Genomic DNA, 18,563 nt, shown 5'->3' on the forward strand with positions numbered 1-18,563 from the left:
TCCGGTTCTACTGGGGGCCCGTCACGGGACGTGCCCTGTTCTTCCGGAGGCTCACCGGTGATGGCCGGGTCAGTGCCTGTGCGCCCAGTCTAGGGGCCGCGTCCACCGCCGTGCGCTCACTGGTCCCGGACCACCTTGTGCTGGGCCGCCTGGGCCCGGGGCCGGACGACGAGCAGGTCGACGTTGACGTGGTGCGGGCGGGTCAGCGTCCACACGACGCAGTCGGCGACGTCGTCGGCGGTGAGCGGCTCCCGGACGCCGGCGTACACGGCGGCGGCGCGCTCCGCGTCGCCGCGGTACCGCTTCACCGAGAACTCCTCGGTGCGGACCATCCCGGGGGCGATCTCGATCACCCGCACCGGCTCGCCGGCGAGCTCGAGGCGCAGCGTGGCGGCCAGCGCGTGCTCGGCGTGCTTGGCCGCCACGTACCCGCCGCCGCCCTCGTAGGCGACGAACCCCGCGGTTGACGACATCACCACCACGTCGCCGCGTCCCGAGGAGCGCAGGGCGGGCAGCAGCGCCTGGGTGACCCGCAGCGTGCCGAGCACGTTCAGCTCGAACATCGCCTGCCAGTCGCGCGGGTCGGCGTCGGCGACCGGCTCCGCGCCGACCGCTCCGCCGGCGTTGTTGACGAGCGCGTGCACGGGACCGCGCGCGGACGCCTCGACGCCGAGGCGCTCGACGTCCGTAGGGTCGGTGACGTCGACGACGCGGTACTCGCAGCCGGTCTGCCGGGCCAGCTCGGCGAGCCGGTCCTCCCGGCGGGCGACGGCCAGCACGTCCCAGCCCAGCGCCGTCAGCTGGCGCACGGTCGCCGCCCCGATGCCGGAACTGGCACCGGTGACCACGGCCCGCAGGACGTCGTCCCTCATGATCCCCTCCGCGACGTGTCGATCCACCCGCTGGGCGTCACCCCGACGGCTGCAGGTCCCTCCGCAGGACGTGCTTGGTGATCTTGCCAGACGGGTTGCGGGGCAGGGCGTCGCGGACGACGACTTCCCGGGGGATCTTGTAACGGGCCAGCCGCGGGGCCAGGAACTCCCTCAGCTCCTCGACGTCCACCGGGGTGCCGTCCGTGACGAGGAACGCGACGACGGTCTCGCCCCACTCGGGGTGCGGGCGCCCGACGACCGCCGCGTCACGCACGTGCGGGTGCTGCAGAAGGGCTTCCTCCACCTCCGGGGAGAACACGTTCTCGCCACCGGTGATGATGATGTCCTTGAGCCGGTCGACGATGAACAGGTAGCCGTCCTCGTCCACGACGGCAAGGTCGCCGGTCTTGTACCAGGGGCCCTCGAAGCAGGCCGCGGTCGCGTCGGGGTCGTCGAGGTAGCCGACCATCCGGGTGTCGGAACGGATCCACACCTCCCCGGGCTGCCCGGGCGCCACCGGTGCGCCGTCCGGGCCCATCACCCGCACGTCGACCCCGGGCATCCCGCCGGCTCCCACCGACCCGGCCTTGGTCACCTGGTCCTCCGGGTACAGCGCGGTGCCCACCGGACCCATCTCGGTCATGCCGTAGACCTGGTAGAAGGCGTCCGACCGGTAGACCTGCTGGAGTCGCCGCACCGTGTCGGCGCCCAGCGGGGCCGCTCCGTAGATCCACGCGCGGACGCTGGAGAGGTCGAAGTCCGCGAGGTCCACCCCGGCGGCGGGGGCGGCCTGCAGGGGGGCGAGGTAGGCGATGGGGGCGCCGAAGAACGCGGTGACTCGCTGCTCGCTGACCGTGCGCAGGAACTCCAGCGGCTGGTACTCGCGCTGCAGGACCACCGTGCCGCCCACGAACATCATGGACAGGAACCAGTTGTTCAGCGGTGAGGCGTGCCAGATCGGCATCGAGATCAGGAAGCGGTCGGTACGGCGCAGCCCCATCGTGGCGGTGGTGTACGCGGCCACCGAGTGGATGCCGCGGTGGGAGTGCAGGCAGCCCTTGGGTTCTGCCACGGTGCCGGAGGTGTAGAGCAGCTCGGCGATCTCGGTGTCGTCGACTGCCACCCCGTCCCACGGTGAGGTGGCGGCCACGAGCGTGTCGAACTCCCCGGAGCCGTCGTCCGTGGTGACCAGCCAGCGGGTGTCCGCCGTGTCGGCCTGCGCGGTAGCGGCCAGCCCGGCGTCCACGACGGCGACCCGGATGCCGGCGTGCCTGGTCACGTAGGCGACCTCGGCGCTGGCGTACTTGTGGTTGAGCGGGACCAGGACGGCGCCGGCTCGCCAGATGCCGAACGCGGCCACCACGAAGGCCGGGGTGTTGTACATCATGACGCCCACCCGGTCGCCTCGACCGACACCGGCGTCCCGCAGCACGGCGGCGGCCCGTTTCGAGGCGTCCAGCAGCTCCTCGTAGGACAAGGCCGTCTCGCCGGCCACGACGGCGGGCTTGCGAGGGAACTTGTGGGCCGTGCTCTCCAGCATGGCGGTCAGGTCCATGTCAGTGCCTCCCATGATCGACGCGAAGGATTGAACCATGGTTTACTGCTTGGGGGAAGGGGCGCCGCCGACGTCGGCGCCGCCCGCGGACCGAGCGAAGGAGCCGGAGGTGCCCTACCGGCAGACGCCGTCACAGCGCGCCGCGCTCGCCGCGCGCCGGCGGACCCTGCTCGGCGCCGCCCGAGCCATCGTCAGCGAGCAGGGCTTCGGGGCGGCCAGCGTCCGGGCGATCACCACCAGGGCAGGCGTGAGCCCCGGCACCCTGTACGGCTACTTCGGCACGCTCGACGAGCTGCTCGCCGAGGTGTTCCGGGAGGCGGCCACCGTCGAGCTGCAGGTGGTCCGAGAGGCGGTCGACGAGGCTCCCGACAGCGCCGCTGCCCGCCTGGCCGCCCTGGTGGACACCTTCGCCGGCCGAGCGGTCCGCAGCGGGCGGCTCGCGTGGGCCCTGCTCGCCGAGCCGGTCAGCCCCCTCATCGACGCCGAGCGGCTGGCGTTCCACCGCGCGTACGCCGACACCGTGGTGCGGATCGTCGCCGACGGGGTCGCCACCGGTGAGCTGCCGGTGCAGGACCCCCAGGTGAGCGGACCGGCCGTCGTGGGTGCCATCGCCGAGGCGCTCATCGGCCCGCTGTCGCCACTGCACCAGGCCGAGCGCCAGAACCCCGTGGACCACGGGATCGAGGACGTGCTGACCTCGGTCCGGCTGCTGTGCCTGCGGGCCGTCGGCGCGGACCGCCCCGCCCCGTTCCTCGACCCGGCACGACCGACTCACCTGGAGGCCTGCGATGACAGTTCTTGACCGTTCCACCAGCCCAGTCACATCGACCCACGAGGTCACCAACCAGGTGCCGCCTCGCGTCGACGTCGACGAGTTCGCCACCAACACTCCCCTGGTCGAGGGTGTGCGTCGCTACGGGGCGGACTGGGCCCTCGAGGACCTCCACGCCTCCGGGCGGTTCGTCGGCTCCGCCGACGTCCAGCACGACAGCGAGCTGGCGGAGGCCTACCCCCCGGTGCTGCGCACCCACGACCGGTCCGGTCACCGCCTCGACGAGGTGGAGTACCACCCCGCCTACCACCGGATCCTCGCGGCCGCCGTGGCCGCCGGCGCGCACACGTCCGCCTGGGCACAGCCACGGCCGGGCGCCAACGTCGCCCGGGCAGCACAGTTCATGCTGTTCGCGCAGGTCGAGCCCGGGCACGCCTGCCCCGTGTCGATGACGCACGCAGCAGTCCCCAGCCTCGAGCGGGCCCCCGACCTGGCGCGCGAGTGGGTGCCCCGGCTGCTGCGCCGGGACTACGACCCCACCCTGCACGCCGACAAGCCCTCCGCGATGGTCGGCATGGCCATGACGGAGAAGCAGGGCGGCTCCGACGTCCGCGCCAACACCACCGCCGCCACCCCCGTCGGGGACCAGATGTGGCAGCTGACCGGCCACAAGTGGTTCTGCTCGGCGCCGATGTCCGACGCGTTCCTCGTGCTCGCGCAGGCCCCCGGCGGGCTCAGCTGCTTTTTGCTGCCCCGGGTGCTGCCCGACGGCACCCGCAACGCCTTCCTCATCCAGCGACTCAAGGACAAGCTGGGCAACCGGTCGAACGCCTCGGCCGAGGTCGAGTTCGCCGGCACCCTGGCCTGGCTGGTGGGTGAGCAGGGCCACGGGGTGCGCACCATCATCGAGATGGTTGACCGGACCCGGCTCGACAACGTGTACGGCGCAGCCGCCGGCATGCGGCAGTCGGTCGCCGAGGCGCTGTGGCACGTCCGCCACCGTGCGGCATTCGGTGCGCACCTGGTGGACCAGCCGGCCATGACGGCCGTGGTCGCCGACCTGGCCCTGGAGTCGGAGGCCGCGACCGCCACCGCACTGCGCCTGGCCCGGGCCCACGACGCCGACGCCTCCGAGGCGGAGGTCGCGTTCCGGCGACTGGCCACGCCGGTGGCCAAGTACTGGGTGACCAAGCGCGGCCCGGAGCACGCCTACGAGGCGATGGAGTGCCTCGGTGGCAACGGCTACACCGAAGACTTCCCGCTGGCCCGCCGCTACCGGGAGCAGCCCGTGATGGCGATCTGGGAAGGCTCCGGCAACGTCATCGCCCTGGACGTCCTGCGCGCGATGGTCCGCCAGCCCGAGACTATCGACGCCTTCGACGCCGAGGTCTCCCTGGCGGCAGGCGCCCACCCGCTGCTGGACGCGCACCTGAAGGACACCCGCCGGTTGGTGGGCGAGGTGACTGCCAGGCTGCGTGCGGGCGGCACCGACGCGGCCGCACCGTTGGCCCGGCAACTGGTGGCCGACCTGGCCCTGGCCCTGCAGGCCTCCCTGCTCGTGCGCACCGCCCCGGCCCCGGTGGCGGAGACGTTCATCGGCACCCGGCTCGGCGAGCACCGCGGTCACCTGTACGGGGTGCTTCCTGCCGGGGCGGACCTGCAGTCGATCCTGGACCGGCACTAGCGGGCGCCTCGTCCCGCGCGTCCTGGCAGAAACCGGTTCGGGGACCCGGCGGCTGGTCTGGGAAGATTCCCCGCATGACCACGCACTGCGCCCCCAACGTCCCGGACAAGCCGTCCCTCGAGGGCCTGGAGCGCAAGTGGGACGCGGTGTGGCGCGAGCAGGGCACCTACCGGTTCGACCGGAGCCGCAGCCGTGCGGAGATCTACTCCATCGACACCCCGCCGCCCACGGTCTCCGGCTCGCTGCACGTCGGGCACGTGTTCTCCTACACCCACACCGACCTCATCGCCCGCTACCAGCGGATGCGTGGGCGCGAGGTCTTCTACCCGATGGGGTGGGACGACAACGGCCTGCCGACCGAGCGGCGGGTGCAGAACTACTTCGGCGTCCGCTGCGACCCCTCGCTGCCGTACGAGCCTGGTTTCACGCCCCCGCACGCCGGGGAGGCCACGAGCGTCAAGGCCGCCGACCAGGTGCCGGTGAGCCGGCGCAACTTCGTCGAGCTGTGCGAGCGGCTCACCGCGGAGGACGAGAAGCAGTTCGAGGCGTTGTGGCGCCACCTGGGCCTGTCGGTGGACTGGACCCAGCACTACCAGACCATCGACACGGTCGCCCGAACCGCCTCCCAGCGAGCGTTTCTGCGCAACCTGGCCCGCGGGGACGCGTACAGCGCCGAGGCGCCGGGCCTGTGGGACGTCACCTTCCAGACCGCGGTGGCCCAGGCAGAGCTCGAGGCCCGGGACTACCCCGGCCACTTCCACCGGGTGGCCTTCCACCGCCCGGACGGCGGCGTCGTCCACATCGAGACCACCCGGCCCGAGCTGATCCCCGCCTGCGTCGCCCTGGTCGCCCACCCCGACGACGAGCGCTATCAGCACCTGTTCGGCACGACGGTGACGACACCGGTGTTCGGGGTCGAGGTCCCGGTCCTGGCGCACCCGGCCGCCGAGCCGGACAAGGGCGCCGGGATCGCGATGTGCTGCACGTTCGGTGACCTCACCGACGTCCAGTGGTGGCGCGAGCTCGACCTGCCGACCCGTTCGGTGATCGGCCGGGACGGCCGCCTGCTGCGCGAGACGCCGCCGTGGCTGGCGCACGAGCCGGCCGCGACCGCGTACGCCGACCTCGCCGGGCGCACGACGTTCTCGGCCCGGGAGGCGATGGTCGCCCACCTGCGGGAGTCCGGCGACCTCGACGGGGAGCCCCAGCCCACCCAGCGCAAGGCCAACTTCTTCGAGAAGGGCGACAAGCCGCTGGAGATCGTCACCAGCCGGCAGTGGTACATCCGCAACGGAGGCCGCGACGCGGACCTGCGCGCCGAGCTGCTGGCCCGGGGCGCCGAGCTGCAGTTCCACCCCGACTTCATGCGTGTCCGCTACGAGAACTGGGTGAACGGTCTCAACGGCGACTGGCTGATCAGCCGGCAGCGGTTCTTCGGCGTCCCGATCCCGGTCTGGTACCGGCTGGACGACGAGGGGCAGCCGGTCCACGAGGACCCGCTCGTCCCGGACGAGGCGGACCTGCCGGTGGACCCGACGAGCGACGTCCCGCGCGGGTACACCGAGGACCAGCGCGACGTGCCGGGTGGCTTCACCGCCGACCCGGACGTCATGGACACCTGGGCGACGTCCTCGCTGTCGCCGCAGATCGCCGGCGGGTGGGAGCGCGACCCGGACCTGTTCGAGCGGGTGTTCCCGATGGACCTGCGGCCGCAGGGTCAGGACATCATCCGCACCTGGTTGTTCTCCACCGTCGTGCGCTCCCACCTGGAGCACGGGTCGCTGCCGTGGCGGCACGCGGCGATCAGCGGCTGGATCCTCGACCCGGACCGCAAGAAGATGAGCAAGTCCAAGGGGAACGTCGTCACCCCGATGGGCCTGCTGGAGCAGCACGGCTCGGACGGCGTGCGGTACTGGGCGGCCAGCGCCCGCCTCGGCACCGACGCGGCGTTCGAGGAAGGCCAGATGAAGATCGGTCGCCGGCTGGCGATCAAGGTGCTCAACGTGAGCAAGTTCGCGTTGTCGATGGGCGCGGTCGACCCCGACGCCGAGGTCACCGAGCCGCTGGACCGCGCCACGCTGGCCGCGCTCGCGGACGTCGTCGAGGAGGCCACCGCGGCGTTCGAGGCCTACGACCACACCCGCGCGCTGCAGGTCACCGAGACGTTCTTCTGGACGTTCTGCGACGACTACGTCGAGCTGGTCAAGGACCGCGCGTACGGCGGGCACGGCGAGCAGGCCGCGGCGTCGGCGCGGGCGGCGCTGGCGCGAGCGCTCGACGTCCTGCTACGCCTGCTGGCGCCGTTCATCCCGTTCGCGACCGAGGAGGTCTGGTCGTGGTGGCGGCAGGGCTCGGTGCACCGCGCGTCCTGGCCGGACCCGGCCGGTCTGCGGGCCGCGGCGGGCGACGCCGACCCGCGGCTGCTCGGCGTCGTCGGGACGGCGCTGGCCGGCGTCCGCAAGGCCAAGTCCGAGGCCAAGGTCTCCCAGCGCACCGAGGTGGAGCGCGTGGTCGTGGCCGGGCCGGCCGGTGACATGGCGTTGCTCGAGGGGGCCGCCTCCGACCTGCGGGCGGCGGGTCGGGTCGCGGACCTGCGGCTCGTCGCCGACGGTGACGCCCTCGCCGTCCGGGAGGCCACCCTCGCCCCCCCTCGGTGATCATGCAATCCCGCCACCCTCACCCCCCTCGGTGATCATGCAATCCCGCCACCCTCACCGCCCCCCTCGGTGATCATGCAATCCCGCCACCCTCACCGCCCCCCTCGGTGATCATGCAATCCCGCCACCCCCGGGCTATGGAGCTGCAAGCAGTCCCGTCCCTGTGGATGACCGCCGACGCCTTCAGCGAACCCGCGGCACCCTGCAGGGATGGTCATCCGTACACCGCAGCTGTCCGCCGACGTGCTGCCGCCGTTTCGCAGACGTGACCTTCCCGGTCTGCTGCTGAGCCGGCACGAGCTCGACGCACTGCTCGCTGCCGGCACCGTCGTCCAGCCGGTCCGCGGGGTCTACCTCGACGCCCGTGCAGTGAGCGACCCGGTTCGTCGCGCCCAGGCCGTCAGCCTCGTCCTGCCGCCGAACGCGGCGGTGGGACGCCGCACCGCTGCCTGGGTGCACGGAGTGGACGCCCGTGGGCCGGGCGAGCTCGACGTCCCCCTCCCCCTCGAGGTCGTCGTCCGGGCAGGGACCACGCCGCCGCGCCGGGCCGGAGTGCGCGCGTACGAGGCCTCGCTGCCCGAGGACGACATCGCGCTCGCGCACGGGGTTCCGGTGACTACGCCGCTGCGGACCGCGTGCGACCTCGCCCGGTACCTGCGGCCGTTCGTCGCCCTCGGCTGCCTCGACGCGATCGCCCGCGCCGGGCTGTGCCACCCGACGGAGATGCTGTCCCGGCTGCACGACTGGAGCGGTGGACGCAACGTCGCACGAGCTCGCCGGCTCGTCGGACTGTGCGATCCGCGCAGCGAGTCGCCGGGAGAGTCGTGGACACGGTTGCGCATCGTCGACGCCGGCTTCCCGGCACCGGAGACACAGGTCTGGATCCGCGACCACAACGGCACCGGCGTGTACCGTCTGGACCTTGGCTGGTCGAGACGGCGCATCGCGATCGAGTACGACGGCAGGGAGTTTCACTCCCGGCCTGAGCACGTCGAGCACGACCGACGCCGACGCGAGGACCTGGCCCGCCGGTTCGGCTGGCACGTCGTCGGGGTGGGGCTGGGCGAGGTCCTCGGCTCCTCGCTCGCCTTCGAGCGCGGCGTGGGCGAGCTGCTCGGGATGGAGCCGCAGATCAGCCGGCGGACCTGGTGAGGTGGCGGGACTGCATGATCACGGGTGGGTCAGGCGGGGTGGCGGGACTGCATGATCACGAAGTTAGGCGGACTTCTCGCGGCGCTCGCGCTTGCGCGGGGTCGTCGTCTTCTCCCGCGGCACGAGCGTCGGCAGCACGTTCTCCAGGACGACCTCACGGCTGACGACGACCCGGGCGACGTCGTCGCGGGAGGGGACGTCGAACATGACCGGCAGGAGGACCTCTTCCATGATCGCCCGCAGTCCACGGGCACCGGTACCGCGCAGGATGGCCTGGTCGGCCACAGCGCCCAGGGCGTCGGGGGTGAACTCGAGCTCGACCCCGTCGATCTCGAACATCCGCTGGTACTGCTTGACGAGCGCGTTGCGCGGCTCGGTGAGGATCCGCACGAGCGCGTCGCGGTCGAGGTGGGACACGGTGGTGATGACTGGCAGCCGGCCGATGAACTCGGGGATGAGTCCAAACTTCAGCAGGTCCTCCGGCATCACCTCGGCGAACAGGTCGGGCGTCTCCGCGGGGTTGTGCAGAGACGCGCCGAAGCCGATGCCGCGCTTGCCGATCCGGGCCGACACGATGTCCTCCAGACCGGCGAACGCCCCGCCGACGATGAACAGGACGTTGGTCGTGTCGATCTGGATGAACTCCTGGTGCGGGTGCTTGCGGCCTCCTTGCGGCGGGACGGACGCCGTCGTCCCCTCGAGGATCTTCAGCAGCGCCTGCTGGACGCCCTCCCCGGAGACGTCGCGCGTGATCGACGGGTTCTCCGACTTGCGGGCGATCTTGTCGACCTCGTCGATGTAGATGATCCCGGTCTCGGCCTTCTTGACGTCGTAGTCGGCCGCCTGGATCAGCTTGAGGAGGATGTTCTCGACGTCCTCGCCGACGTAGCCGGCCTCGGTCAGCGCCGTCGCGTCGGCGATCGCGAACGGGACGTTGAGCATCTTGGCCAGTGTCTGGGCCAGGTAGGTCTTGCCCGACCCGGTGGGTCCGATGAGCAGGATGTTCGACTTGGCGAGCTCGATCTGCTCCTCGCCCCGTCGGGACGGCTCACCGGCCTGGATGCGCTTGTAGTGGTTGTAGACCGCCACCGCGAGCGCCTTCTTCGCGGCGTCCTGCCCGACGATGTACTCCTCGAGGAAGTCGAAGATCTCCTTCGGCTTCGGCAGCTCGACGAGGCCGAGCTCGCTGGCCTCGGCCAGCTCCTCCTCGATGATCTCGTTGCAGAGATCGATGCACTCGTCGCAGATGTACACGCCGGGACCGGCGATGAGCTTCTTGACCTGCTTCTGGCTCTTGCCGCAGAACGAGCACTTCAGCAGATCCGCGCCGTCTCCGATGCGTGCCACGGACGAGTTCCCTCCTGTCGCGGGTCCGCCTGCCGGCGGACTCGGTACCCCCATTGCACACCACCGGGGCCGCCGTGTCAGCGGCAGGGGCGGGTCCGTCGGCGTGTTGTCGCCCGATGGGCCCGCCCCGGCGGCCGGCAGCCCGGTCAGCTGACGCCGACGGGACCCTTGCGGCTGGCCAGCACCTGGTCCACCAGGCCGTAGTCGAGGGCTGCGTCGGCGGTGAGGATCTTGTCCCGCTCGATGTCCTGGCGGACCTGCTCGGCGGTCCGGTTGGAGTGCCGGGCGATGGTCTCCTCCAGCCACGTGCGCATCCGCAGCACCTCGTTGGCCTGGATCTCGATGTCAGAGGCCTGGCCGTAGTCGCCGCCAGCCATCGCCGGCTGGTGGATGAGCACCCGGGCGTTGGGCAGCGCGAGCCGCTTGCCCGGCGCGCCGGCCGCCAGCAGGACCGCCGCGGCGGACGCCGCCTGCCCGAGGCACACGGTCTGGATCTCCGGCTTGACGTACTGCATGGTGTCGTAGATCGCCGTCAGCGCGGTGAACGAGCCGCCGGGCGAGTTGATGTACATGATGATGTCGCGGTCGGGGTCCTGTGCCTCGAGCACGAGGAGCTGGGCCATGACGTCGTCCGCGGAGGCGTCGTCGATCTGGACGCCGAGGAAGATGATGCGGTCCTCGAAGAGCTTCGTGTACGGGTCCTGGCGCTTGAACCCGTAGGCCGTGCGCTCCTCGAACTGCGGCAGGATGTAGCGGCTCGTCGGTGCCGGGGCGGCGGAGTGGCCCGGGCGGCGGGGGTCGATCTTCACGGGGGTGCTCCTCGCTAGAAGTGGTCCGGTGGGCTCAGGCGTTCGTGCCGCCGCCGCCGCTGACGTCGCCGGCGCTGGCCACCACGTGGTCGATGAACCCGTAGTCCCTGGCCTCCGCTGCGGTGAACCAGCGGTCGCGGTCGGCGTCCTTGGTGATCTGCTCGACGGTCTGCCCGGTCTGCCCGGCGATGAGCTCGGTGAGCTGGGTCTTCATGTGCAGGATGAGCTCGGCCTGGATCCGGATGTCGCTGGCGGTGCCGCCGATGCCGCCCGAGGGCTGGTGCATCATGATCCGCGCGTGCGGGGTGGCGTACCGCTTGCCCTTGGCGCCCGAGGAGAGCAGGAACTGCCCCATCGAGGCGGCCAGCCCCATCGCCACCGTGGCGACGTCGGGCTTGACGTACTGCATGGTGTCGTAGATGGCCATGCCGGCGGTCACCGAACCGCCGGGGCTGTTGATGTAGAGAAAGATGTCCTTGTCGGGGTCCTCCGCGGCGAGCAGCAGCATCTGCGCGCAGATGGCGTTCGCGTTCTCGTCACGCACCTCGGACCCCAGCCAGATGATCCGCTCCTTGAGCAGCCGCTGGTAGATGTGGTCGTCCAGGCCCATCGCCTGGCCGGTGCCGCGGGCCTGCGGCGCGCCGGTCGTCGGCTCGCTCGTGCTGGTGCGCTCCATCGGTTCGGGGCTCCATCCATGTCGAGGACATCTGGTGTCGCAGTCGGGTCCGGGCGGCGAAGGCCCGCGCCGGACGGTCTCAGCGACCCTAACGCGGGGGCCCGACGGCCGAGTCCCCGGACCAGGGCCTGTTCGCTGTCGGCGCACGTCGGTCCCGGACGACGACACCCCCGACCCGGCACGCCGGGCGACAGGAGGGTGGCGGGACTGCATGATCACCGAGAGGAGCGCCGGTCCAGCGGGGGACGGGAGGGTGGCGGAACTGCATGATCACGGAAGGGGGCACCGGCCCCGCGCGGGGTGGGACGGGGGCGTCGCTGACGATCAGGACGGCGAGTCGGTGCGGTCCGTGGGCTGCGGGCTGTCCGCAGAGTCTGCACGATCGGCGCTGTCGGCAGAGTCGGCACTGTCGGCGGAGTCAGCAGACTCGGCACTGTCGGCACTGTCGGCACTGTCGGCACTGTCGGCAGAATCAGCAGAGTCTGCGGAGTCTGCCGACGCCTCCGACGCCTGCGACGCCTGCTCCTCGCCCTCGGCGCCCGGCACGAGGGCGTCGAGGTCCACGGTCCGCCCGGAGGCGTCGGTGACGGTGGCCCGCTCGAGCGCGACCGCGAGGGCCTTGCGGCGAGCCACCTCGGAGACCATGGCCGGGATCTGACCGGCCTCGTCGAGGGCCTTGGCGAACGCGTTCGGGTCCATCCCGTACTGCGGCGCCGCGGCGACGAGGTACTCGATCAGCTCCTGCTGGCTGACCTGGACCTCCTCCTGCTCGGCGATGGCCTCGAGGAGGAACTGCACCCGCAGCGCCTTGTGCGCCTCCTCGGCGACCTCGGCGCGGTGGGTGTCGTCGTCGAGCCGGTTCTCGGCCTCGAGGTGACGGTGCACCTCGTCGTCGACCAGCTTGGAGGGCACCGGGACGTCGACGGCCTCGAGCAGCGCGTCGAGGACCTTGTCCCGGGCCTGCACCCCCTGCTCCATGGCCTTGGCGCGCTCGGCCTGGCTGCGCAGATCGGCGCGCAGCTCCTCGATGGTGTCGAACTCGCTGGCCAGCTGGGCGAACTCGTCGTCGGCCTCGGGCAGCTCGCGCACCTTGACCGACTGGACGGTGACCGTCACCTCGGCGTCCTCGCCGGCGTGCTCGCCACCGGCGAGCGGCGCGGTGAAGGTCCGGGTCTCTCCCGCCGTCGCGCCGGCCAGGGCCTCGTCCATCCCGTCGAGCATCGTGCCGCTGCCGAGCTGGTAGGAGACACCCTTGGCGGTGTCGATCTCCTCACCGTCGATGGTGGCGCTGATGTCGAGGGAGACGAAGTCTCCGTCCTGGGCGCCGCGGTCGACACCGGTGAGGGTGCCGAACCGCTCACGCAGCTGGTCGAGCCGCTGCTGGACGTCCTCGTCGGTCACCTCGACGTCGTCCACGGTGACCGACAGGGTGGAGAAGTCGGGCAGCTCGAGGGTCGGCCGGACGTCGACCTCGACGGTGAACTTCAGGTCACCACCCTTCGCCGGGTCGGGCACCTCGGTGACCTCGACCTCCGGCTGCCCCAGGGGGCGCAGCTCGTGCTCCTCGGCGGCCTTGGCGTACATCTGCGGCAGGGCGTCGTTGACCGCCTCCTGGAGCACGGTGGCCCTCCCGAAGCGCTGGTCGATGATCCGCGGCGGCACCTTGCCCTTGCGGAAGCCCGGCACCTGGACCTGCGAGCCGATCTCCCGGTACGCCTTGTCCATGCTCGGCTTGAGCTCGTCGAAGGGCACCTCGACGGTCAGCTTGACCCGGGTCGGGTTGAGGGTCTCGACGGCGCTCTTCACGGGGGCGTACTCCTGGGTCGCGGTAGGTGGGTCGTTGGGCTGTTCGTCGGGCTGTTCTCGGGCACGGCGGCGCACGGCGGCGGGCGGGCCCGGCGCAGGGCACGGCGGCCCATGCTAGATGGTCGGGGTAGCCAGATTCGAACTGGCGACCTTCCGCTCCCAAAGCGGACGCGCTACCAAGCTGCGCCATACCCCGGCCGGTCCCTGCGGCGCCGGCGCGAGCGGTGCTCGCGGCACCAGGCTAGTGGTCCCGGTAGGCTGACCGCCGCGCCCTGGACGCACAGACCCGGGCCGTGCGGGTGTAGCTCAATGGCAGAGCCCCAGCCTTCCAAGCTGGTCATGCGGGTTCGATTCCCGTCACCCGCTCAGCACCGCCCGCCCGCTCCGCACCGCCGCCCGCTCGGCGTGCCGGCCGGCCATCCAGGTCCCCCCACCGTTCTGCTCGGGTTTGGGGTTGTTCACGCCTTTTCGGGTGCAGTCACCTGGGCCTCTGGCACCGGACCGTTCGTGGCTGCGTGCCGCTGAGGCCTCAAGGTGCCCGTCGGCACGCCGATGGTGCGCCTGAGGAGGGCGACCAGTGGACCCAGGGACGCACACGACGGTGCTCGTGGTGCTGTCGGCCGCCCTCGTGCTGACGCTGCTCGGGCTTCTGCTCGTCCGGCACCAGCGGGAGCACACCCGGCGAGGACGGGTCGACCCGCTCACCGGCCTGGGCAACCGGCTCGTGCTGGCGGAGCGGGCCGAGAAGGTTCTCGGCGACCTCGCCCCGGACGACGACGGCCGGGGCCCGGCGCTCATGGTGCTGGACCTCGACGGTTTCAAGGACGTCAACGACACGCTCGGGCACGCCGTCGGCGACGCGGTGCTGGCCCAGGTGGCGGCCCGGCTTGCGGCGGTGTCGGCGGACGACGCGCTCGTGATCCGGCTGGGCGGCGACGAGTTCGCCGTGCTGGTGCCAGAGCCGACGACGACGGCCGAGGCGACCGTACTCGCCAAGCGCCTGCTCGCCGGCCTCGGAGCGGGCGGCTTCGTGGCCGGCGGCGTCGACCTGGACGTGCGGGCGAGCGTCGGCATCGCCCTGGCGCCGCAGGCCGGGCGTGACCTGTCCGACCTGCTGCGGCACGCGGACGTCGCCATGTACGAGGCGAAGCGCACCCGCTCCGGGGTCTGTTGCTTCACCGGCGACCTGTCCCCCGTGTCCACCGACGGCCTGGCGACGCTCGCGCGCCTGCGAGGGGCCATGGACTCCGGCGAGCTGTCCCTGCTGTACCAGCCGCTCGTGACGGCGAGCACCGGAGCGCTGTCCGCGTGCGAGGCGCTGCTGCGCTGGCGGCACCCCACCAGAGGCGAGCTGCCGCCGTCGGAGTTCGTCCCGCTGGCGGAGCGCACCAGCCTGATCCGGCCGCTGACCCGCTGGGTCCTGCTGACCGCACTGCGCGAGGCGTCGCGCTGGCGCTCCGAAGGCCTCCTCACGGTGATGAACGTCAACGTCAGCGCCACCATGCTCGAGCCCGGCCTCCTCGGCATCGTCGAGGAGGCCCTGACCCTGAACCGCTGGCCCGCGGAGCTGCTCATGCTGGAGGTGACCGAGACGGCCATCGCCCAGAACCCGGAGGAGGCGCGGGCCGTGGTGGCGGCGCTGGGTGCCCGTGGCGTCCAGGTCTCCGTCGACGACTTCGGTGCCGGGTTCACCGGTCTGGGCCAGCTGCGCGGTCTGCACGTGCGCCAGCTGAAGGTCGACCGGCAGTTCGTCACCGAGCTGACCCGTGGCGGTATCGACGAAGCGATCGTCGCCTCGATCATCGAGCTCGGCCACCGGCTGGGTCTTGAGGTGGTCGCGGAGGGGATCGAGGACTCAGCCGTGGCAGCGCGTCTCACCGAGCTCGGCTGCGACGACCTCCAGGGGTACTGGTTCTCCGGACCGATCCCCGGCTCGCAGGTGGTCCGGTGGAACGCCGAGCGGGTGCGGGCCGAGCTGCCGCAGGTGCGGGCTCAGCTTCCGGGACTGCCGGCCGAGCCGCCGGAGCGCGCCGGCAGCCACTGACCGTCACGACCGCCACAGCAGCACCAGGGCGCGGTCGTCGGACTCCCCCGTGCCGGCGGCGTCGACGAGCCACTGGGCGCCCCCGGAGAACCCGCCGCGGCGGACGAGCTGCTCGGCCATGCCCATGAGCCGGTCGATGCCGAGCGCCAGGTCGCGCCCGGGAGTCTCGACCATGCCGTCGGTGTAGAGCAGCAACGCGTCCCCCCGGTCGAGCCGGCCGGTCCGCGCCGGGAACGAGGCCCCCTCGACGACGCCGAGCGCCGGCCCGTGCTCACCCTCGAGCAGCTCCCAGCGGCCGGACCCTGCGTGGAAGTGGGCCGCCGGAGGGTGACCGGCGGAGGCGATCCGGTAGTCACCGGTGGCGAAGTCGACCGCGAGGTGGACGGCGGTGGCGAACCCCTCGTCCCACTGCTGGCGCAGCAGGTAGGCGTTGGCCGCCGGCAGGAACGTCTCCCGGCTCAGCGCGCCCAGCAGCCCGCCGAAGGCTCCGGAGAGCAGCAGCGCCCGGGTGCCGGCCGCCTGGCCCTTGCCGGACACGTCGACGAGCACGATCTCCAGCGCCGAGCAGCCCTCCGGGCTGGCGACGAGGAAGTCTCCGGAGAAGGAGTCGCCGTACGCCGAGCGCAGCACCGTCTCGACGTCCCAGCCCCGCGCCAGCGGTGGGATGCTGCCCTGGGCCCGCAGCCGGTCCCGCAGGTCGACGAGCATCGACTCCCCGAGGGTCCCCTGGACGCCGAGGCGCTCACGGCTGCGGGCGAACAGCAGGGTGAGGACGGCGGTCACCCCGATGACCGCGAGCGAGCCAGGACCGATCGGCTGCTGGCCGGTGCGCTCCACGGCGCTGTAGAGGACGCCGGCGGCGACGACGAGGTAGAGCAGCACCATCGCCCGTACCCGCAGCAGGAAGGCGGCGATGAGCATGACCGGGACCATCGTCGTGACCGGCACCCAGCGAGCGTGCTCGACGCTCAGCAGCGCGACGCCGACCGCGAGCCCCGTGAGCAGCAGCAGCAGGAACGCCTGCGTCGGCAGCACGCGTCGTCGCACGGTCTGCCACACCTGGCGGACCTTACCGGCCCCCAGCCGGTAAACCGGTCGAGTCGGCGCAGGTCCGGCTGCCACCATGCTCTCCCATGAGCTCCTTCCCCGGCACCCGCATCGTCCCCCTCGGCGCCGACCGGCAGGAGGAGGTGCTCGAGCTCGACCAGTGGGCGTTCGCCTTCGTGGAGGACCAGGGCGACGCCGCTGCGTCGTTCACCGGTTTCGAGTGGGACCGCACCGCCGGGGTGGAGGTCGACGGCAGACTCGCGGGCGTCCACTCGGTGTTCTCGCTGCGCACCCCGGCGCCCGGCGGCGCCCAGGTGCCGACCGCCGGGCTCACCTGGGTCGGAGTCCACCCGCAGCACCGCCGCCGCGGCCTGCTCACCGCGATGGTGCGCCACCACCTGCACGCCGTGCACGAGGCGGGACGTGAGCCGGTGTCTGCCCTGTGGGCCGCCGAGCCGGCCATCTACGGCCGGTTCGGGTACGGCCAGGCGAGCGCCGGCCTGCGGTTCACCCTGCCGCGCCGGGCGGGGCTGCACGAGGTCGACGGCACCGAGGGGCTGACGGTGTCCGTGGAGAAGGCCGACGTCGAGGCGCACACCGGTCTCGTCGCCGACCTCTACGACGCGGTGCGGGCCCGGCGACCCGGGATGGTGTCCCGGGACGGCGACCTGGCCCGGCGCGTCCTGCTGGACCCGCCGGCCTGGCGGGACGGCGCCGAGCGGCTGCGGCTGCTCGTCGTCCGGGACGGCGACGGTGCGCCGCGCGGGTACGCCCTGTTCCGTCGCAAGGAGAAGTGGGAGGAGGCCGGCCCACGGGGCGAGGTCCTCGTCCGCGAGGCCCACGCCGTCGACGCGGCCGCCACCCGGGTGCTCTGGGCACGGCTGAGCGACCTGGACCTGATGGCGAGCGTGCGAACCGACATGCGTCCGGTGGACGACCCGCTCGTGCACCTGCTGCACGACGTGCGGGCTACCACCCCGCGGGTCACCGACGGCCTGTGGGTGCGCCTGGTGGATCTGCCGACCGCCCTGGCGGCGCGCCGCTACACCGTCGACGTCGACGTCGTCCTCGGGGTGGAGGACCCGCTGTGCCCGTGGAACACCGGCCGGTGGCGGCTGCGCGGTGGCCCGGACGGCGCGCGGTGCGACCGGACGTCGGCCACCGCCGACCTGGACGTCGACGTGCGGGCGCTGGGGGCGACGTGGCTCGGCGGCCAGACGCTGCACCAGCTGGCTGCGGCGGGTCGGGTCGTCGAGCACACGCCCGGGTCGCTGGAACGCGCCGGACAGGCGTTCGCCTGGTCGGTGGCGGCGTACTGCGGGTGGGTGTTCTGAGGCCGGGTCAGGCGGCCGGCTGGCAGACCGGGCACCAGTAGAGGTTGCGTCCGGCCAGCTGCGCGGTGCGCACGGGCCCAGCGCACCGCCGGCACGGCAGTCCGGTGCGTCGGTAGACGTAGTGGGCGTCCTCGACGCCGACCCGACCGCGGGGCCGGGTGCGGTCCACCGGCAGGGTCGTCACGATCCGCCCCCGGCGGACGCCGTCCCGCAGCAGGCCGCGCAGGTCCGCCCAGAGGTCCTCGGCGGTCCGGGTCGGCACCGCGCGCCCGGGCAGGTAGGGGTCCAGTCCCGCCCGGTAGAGCGCCTCAGCCCGGTAGACGTTGCCCACGCCGGCGATCACGTCCTGCTGCATGAGCAGGCCGGCGACCGGCGCCCGCGAGGCGGTGAGCCGGGCGACGAACCGGCCCGGGTCGCCGTCGCGCCGCAGCGGGTCCGGCCCGAGCCGGGCGTGGACGGCGGCCTTCTCGGCGGGGGTGTGGAGCTCGCACGCGGTGGCGCCGCGCAGGTCCGCCCAGAACCGTTGGCCCTGCAGCCTGAGCCGGACGGCGCCGCGCGACTCGGGGGCCTGCCCGGCCCCGAACGTCCACGTCCCGTACAGGCCGAGGTGCACGTGCACCCACCGGTCGCCGGCGAAACCGAGCCACAGGTGCTTGCCGTGCGCCTCGGTGCGTTCGAGGACCAGCCCGTCGAGGAGCGCCGCCCCCTGAGCGAAGCGGCCCTGGGGGCTGGCGGCCCGCAGCGGTTCCCCGGCGAGGTCCCGCCGGAAGCGGCGGGCCAGCCGGTGCAGGGTGTGCCCCTCGGGCAC

At 72.5% G+C, this 18,563-nt stretch carries 13 protein-coding genes, 2 tRNA genes and 1 pseudogene; 7 read left to right on the forward strand and 9 right to left on the reverse strand.

Going from position 1 to position 18,563, the window contains the following annotated elements; all coding sequences use genetic code 11:
* Positions 1 to 116: 116 nt before the first annotated feature.
* The gene (locus tag HJG43_09685; protein UER54764.1) at positions 117 to 872 is read right to left on the reverse strand and encodes an SDR family oxidoreductase; all 756 of its coding nucleotides are present in this window, start codon (positions 870 to 872) and stop codon (positions 117 to 119) included.
* A gap of 37 nt (positions 873 to 909) precedes the next feature.
* A complete protein-coding gene (locus HJG43_09690; GenBank protein UER54765.1) occupies positions 910 to 2,427 on the reverse strand; it encodes an AMP-binding protein in 1,518 nt (505 codons plus the stop codon).
* Between the two features lie 37 nt (positions 2,428 to 2,464).
* Between HJG43_09690 and HJG43_09695 the strand changes: the two are divergent.
* From HJG43_09695 to HJG43_09710, 4 genes and pseudogenes are all read left to right on the forward strand, one after another.
* Positions 2,465 to 2,734, forward strand: a pseudogene (locus HJG43_09695) (helix-turn-helix transcriptional regulator).
* A gap of 481 nt (positions 2,735 to 3,215) precedes the next feature.
* Complete coding sequence (locus HJG43_09700; GenBank protein UER54766.1) at positions 3,216 to 4,883, forward strand: DNA alkylation response protein; 1,668 nt, start codon at positions 3,216 to 3,218, stop codon at positions 4,881 to 4,883.
* Positions 4,884 to 4,957: 74 nt separating this feature from the next.
* Positions 4,958 to 7,540 carry a valine--tRNA ligase gene (gene valS, locus HJG43_09705; protein ID UER54767.1) on the forward strand — a complete coding sequence of 861 codons (2,583 nt, stop codon included), beginning with the start codon at positions 4,958 to 4,960 and terminating at the stop codon, positions 7,538 to 7,540.
* 210 nt (positions 7,541 to 7,750) lie between these two features.
* Positions 7,751 to 8,692, forward strand: coding sequence for a hypothetical protein (locus HJG43_09710; protein UER54768.1), 942 nt, complete (start codon positions 7,751 to 7,753; stop codon positions 8,690 to 8,692).
* A gap of 63 nt (positions 8,693 to 8,755) precedes the next feature.
* Here the strand turns inward: HJG43_09710 and clpX are convergent, their stop codons facing one another.
* From clpX to HJG43_09735, 5 genes are all read right to left on the reverse strand, one after another.
* Positions 8,756 to 10,039 (reverse strand): ATP-dependent Clp protease ATP-binding subunit ClpX, encoded by a 1,284-nt coding sequence (gene clpX / locus HJG43_09715; GenBank protein ID UER54769.1) that lies wholly within the window; start codon positions 10,037 to 10,039, stop codon positions 8,756 to 8,758.
* Between the two features lie 146 nt (positions 10,040 to 10,185).
* A complete protein-coding gene (locus HJG43_09720) occupies positions 10,186 to 10,848 on the reverse strand; it encodes an ATP-dependent Clp protease proteolytic subunit (GenBank protein UER54770.1) in 663 nt (220 codons plus the stop codon).
* Between the two features lie 34 nt (positions 10,849 to 10,882).
* Positions 10,883 to 11,524: an ATP-dependent Clp protease proteolytic subunit gene (locus HJG43_09725; GenBank protein UER54771.1), complete on the reverse strand. Its 642-nt coding sequence runs from the start codon at positions 11,522 to 11,524 to the stop codon at positions 10,883 to 10,885.
* A gap of 324 nt (positions 11,525 to 11,848) precedes the next feature.
* Positions 11,849 to 13,330, reverse strand: coding sequence for a trigger factor (locus HJG43_09730; protein UER54772.1), 1,482 nt, complete (start codon positions 13,328 to 13,330; stop codon positions 11,849 to 11,851).
* Between the two features lie 119 nt (positions 13,331 to 13,449).
* Positions 13,450 to 13,526: transfer RNA gene (locus HJG43_09735), tRNA-Pro, on the reverse strand.
* A gap of 99 nt (positions 13,527 to 13,625) precedes the next feature.
* On the opposite strand from HJG43_09735, the gene HJG43_09740 reads away from it, so the two are divergent.
* Positions 13,626 to 13,696: transfer RNA gene (locus HJG43_09740), tRNA-Gly, on the forward strand.
* Between the two features lie 211 nt (positions 13,697 to 13,907).
* Positions 13,908 to 15,374 (forward strand): bifunctional diguanylate cyclase/phosphodiesterase, encoded by a 1,467-nt coding sequence (locus HJG43_09745; GenBank protein ID UER54773.1) that lies wholly within the window; start codon positions 13,908 to 13,910, stop codon positions 15,372 to 15,374.
* A 3-nt stretch (positions 15,375 to 15,377) separates the two neighbouring features.
* On the opposite strand, the gene HJG43_09750 is transcribed toward HJG43_09745, so the two are convergent.
* Positions 15,378 to 16,499 carry a serine/threonine-protein phosphatase gene (locus tag HJG43_09750; GenBank protein UER54774.1) on the reverse strand — a complete coding sequence of 374 codons (1,122 nt, stop codon included), beginning with the start codon at positions 16,497 to 16,499 and terminating at the stop codon, positions 15,378 to 15,380.
* 8 nt (positions 16,500 to 16,507) lie between these two features.
* Between HJG43_09750 and HJG43_09755 the strand changes: the two genes are divergently transcribed.
* Positions 16,508 to 17,755 carry a GNAT family N-acetyltransferase gene (locus HJG43_09755; protein ID UER54775.1) on the forward strand — a complete coding sequence of 416 codons (1,248 nt, stop codon included), beginning with the start codon at positions 16,508 to 16,510 and terminating at the stop codon, positions 17,753 to 17,755.
* Between the two features lie 7 nt (positions 17,756 to 17,762).
* Here the strand turns inward: HJG43_09755 and HJG43_09760 are convergent, their stop codons facing one another.
* Positions 17,763 to 18,563, reverse strand: coding sequence for an Fpg/Nei family DNA glycosylase (locus tag HJG43_09760; protein ID UER54776.1), 801 nt, complete (start codon positions 18,561 to 18,563; stop codon positions 17,763 to 17,765).

This window comes from Kineosporiaceae bacterium SCSIO 59966, assembly GCA_020881835.1.
Lineage (GTDB): Bacteria > Actinomycetota > Actinomycetes > Actinomycetales > SCSIO-59966 > SCSIO-59966.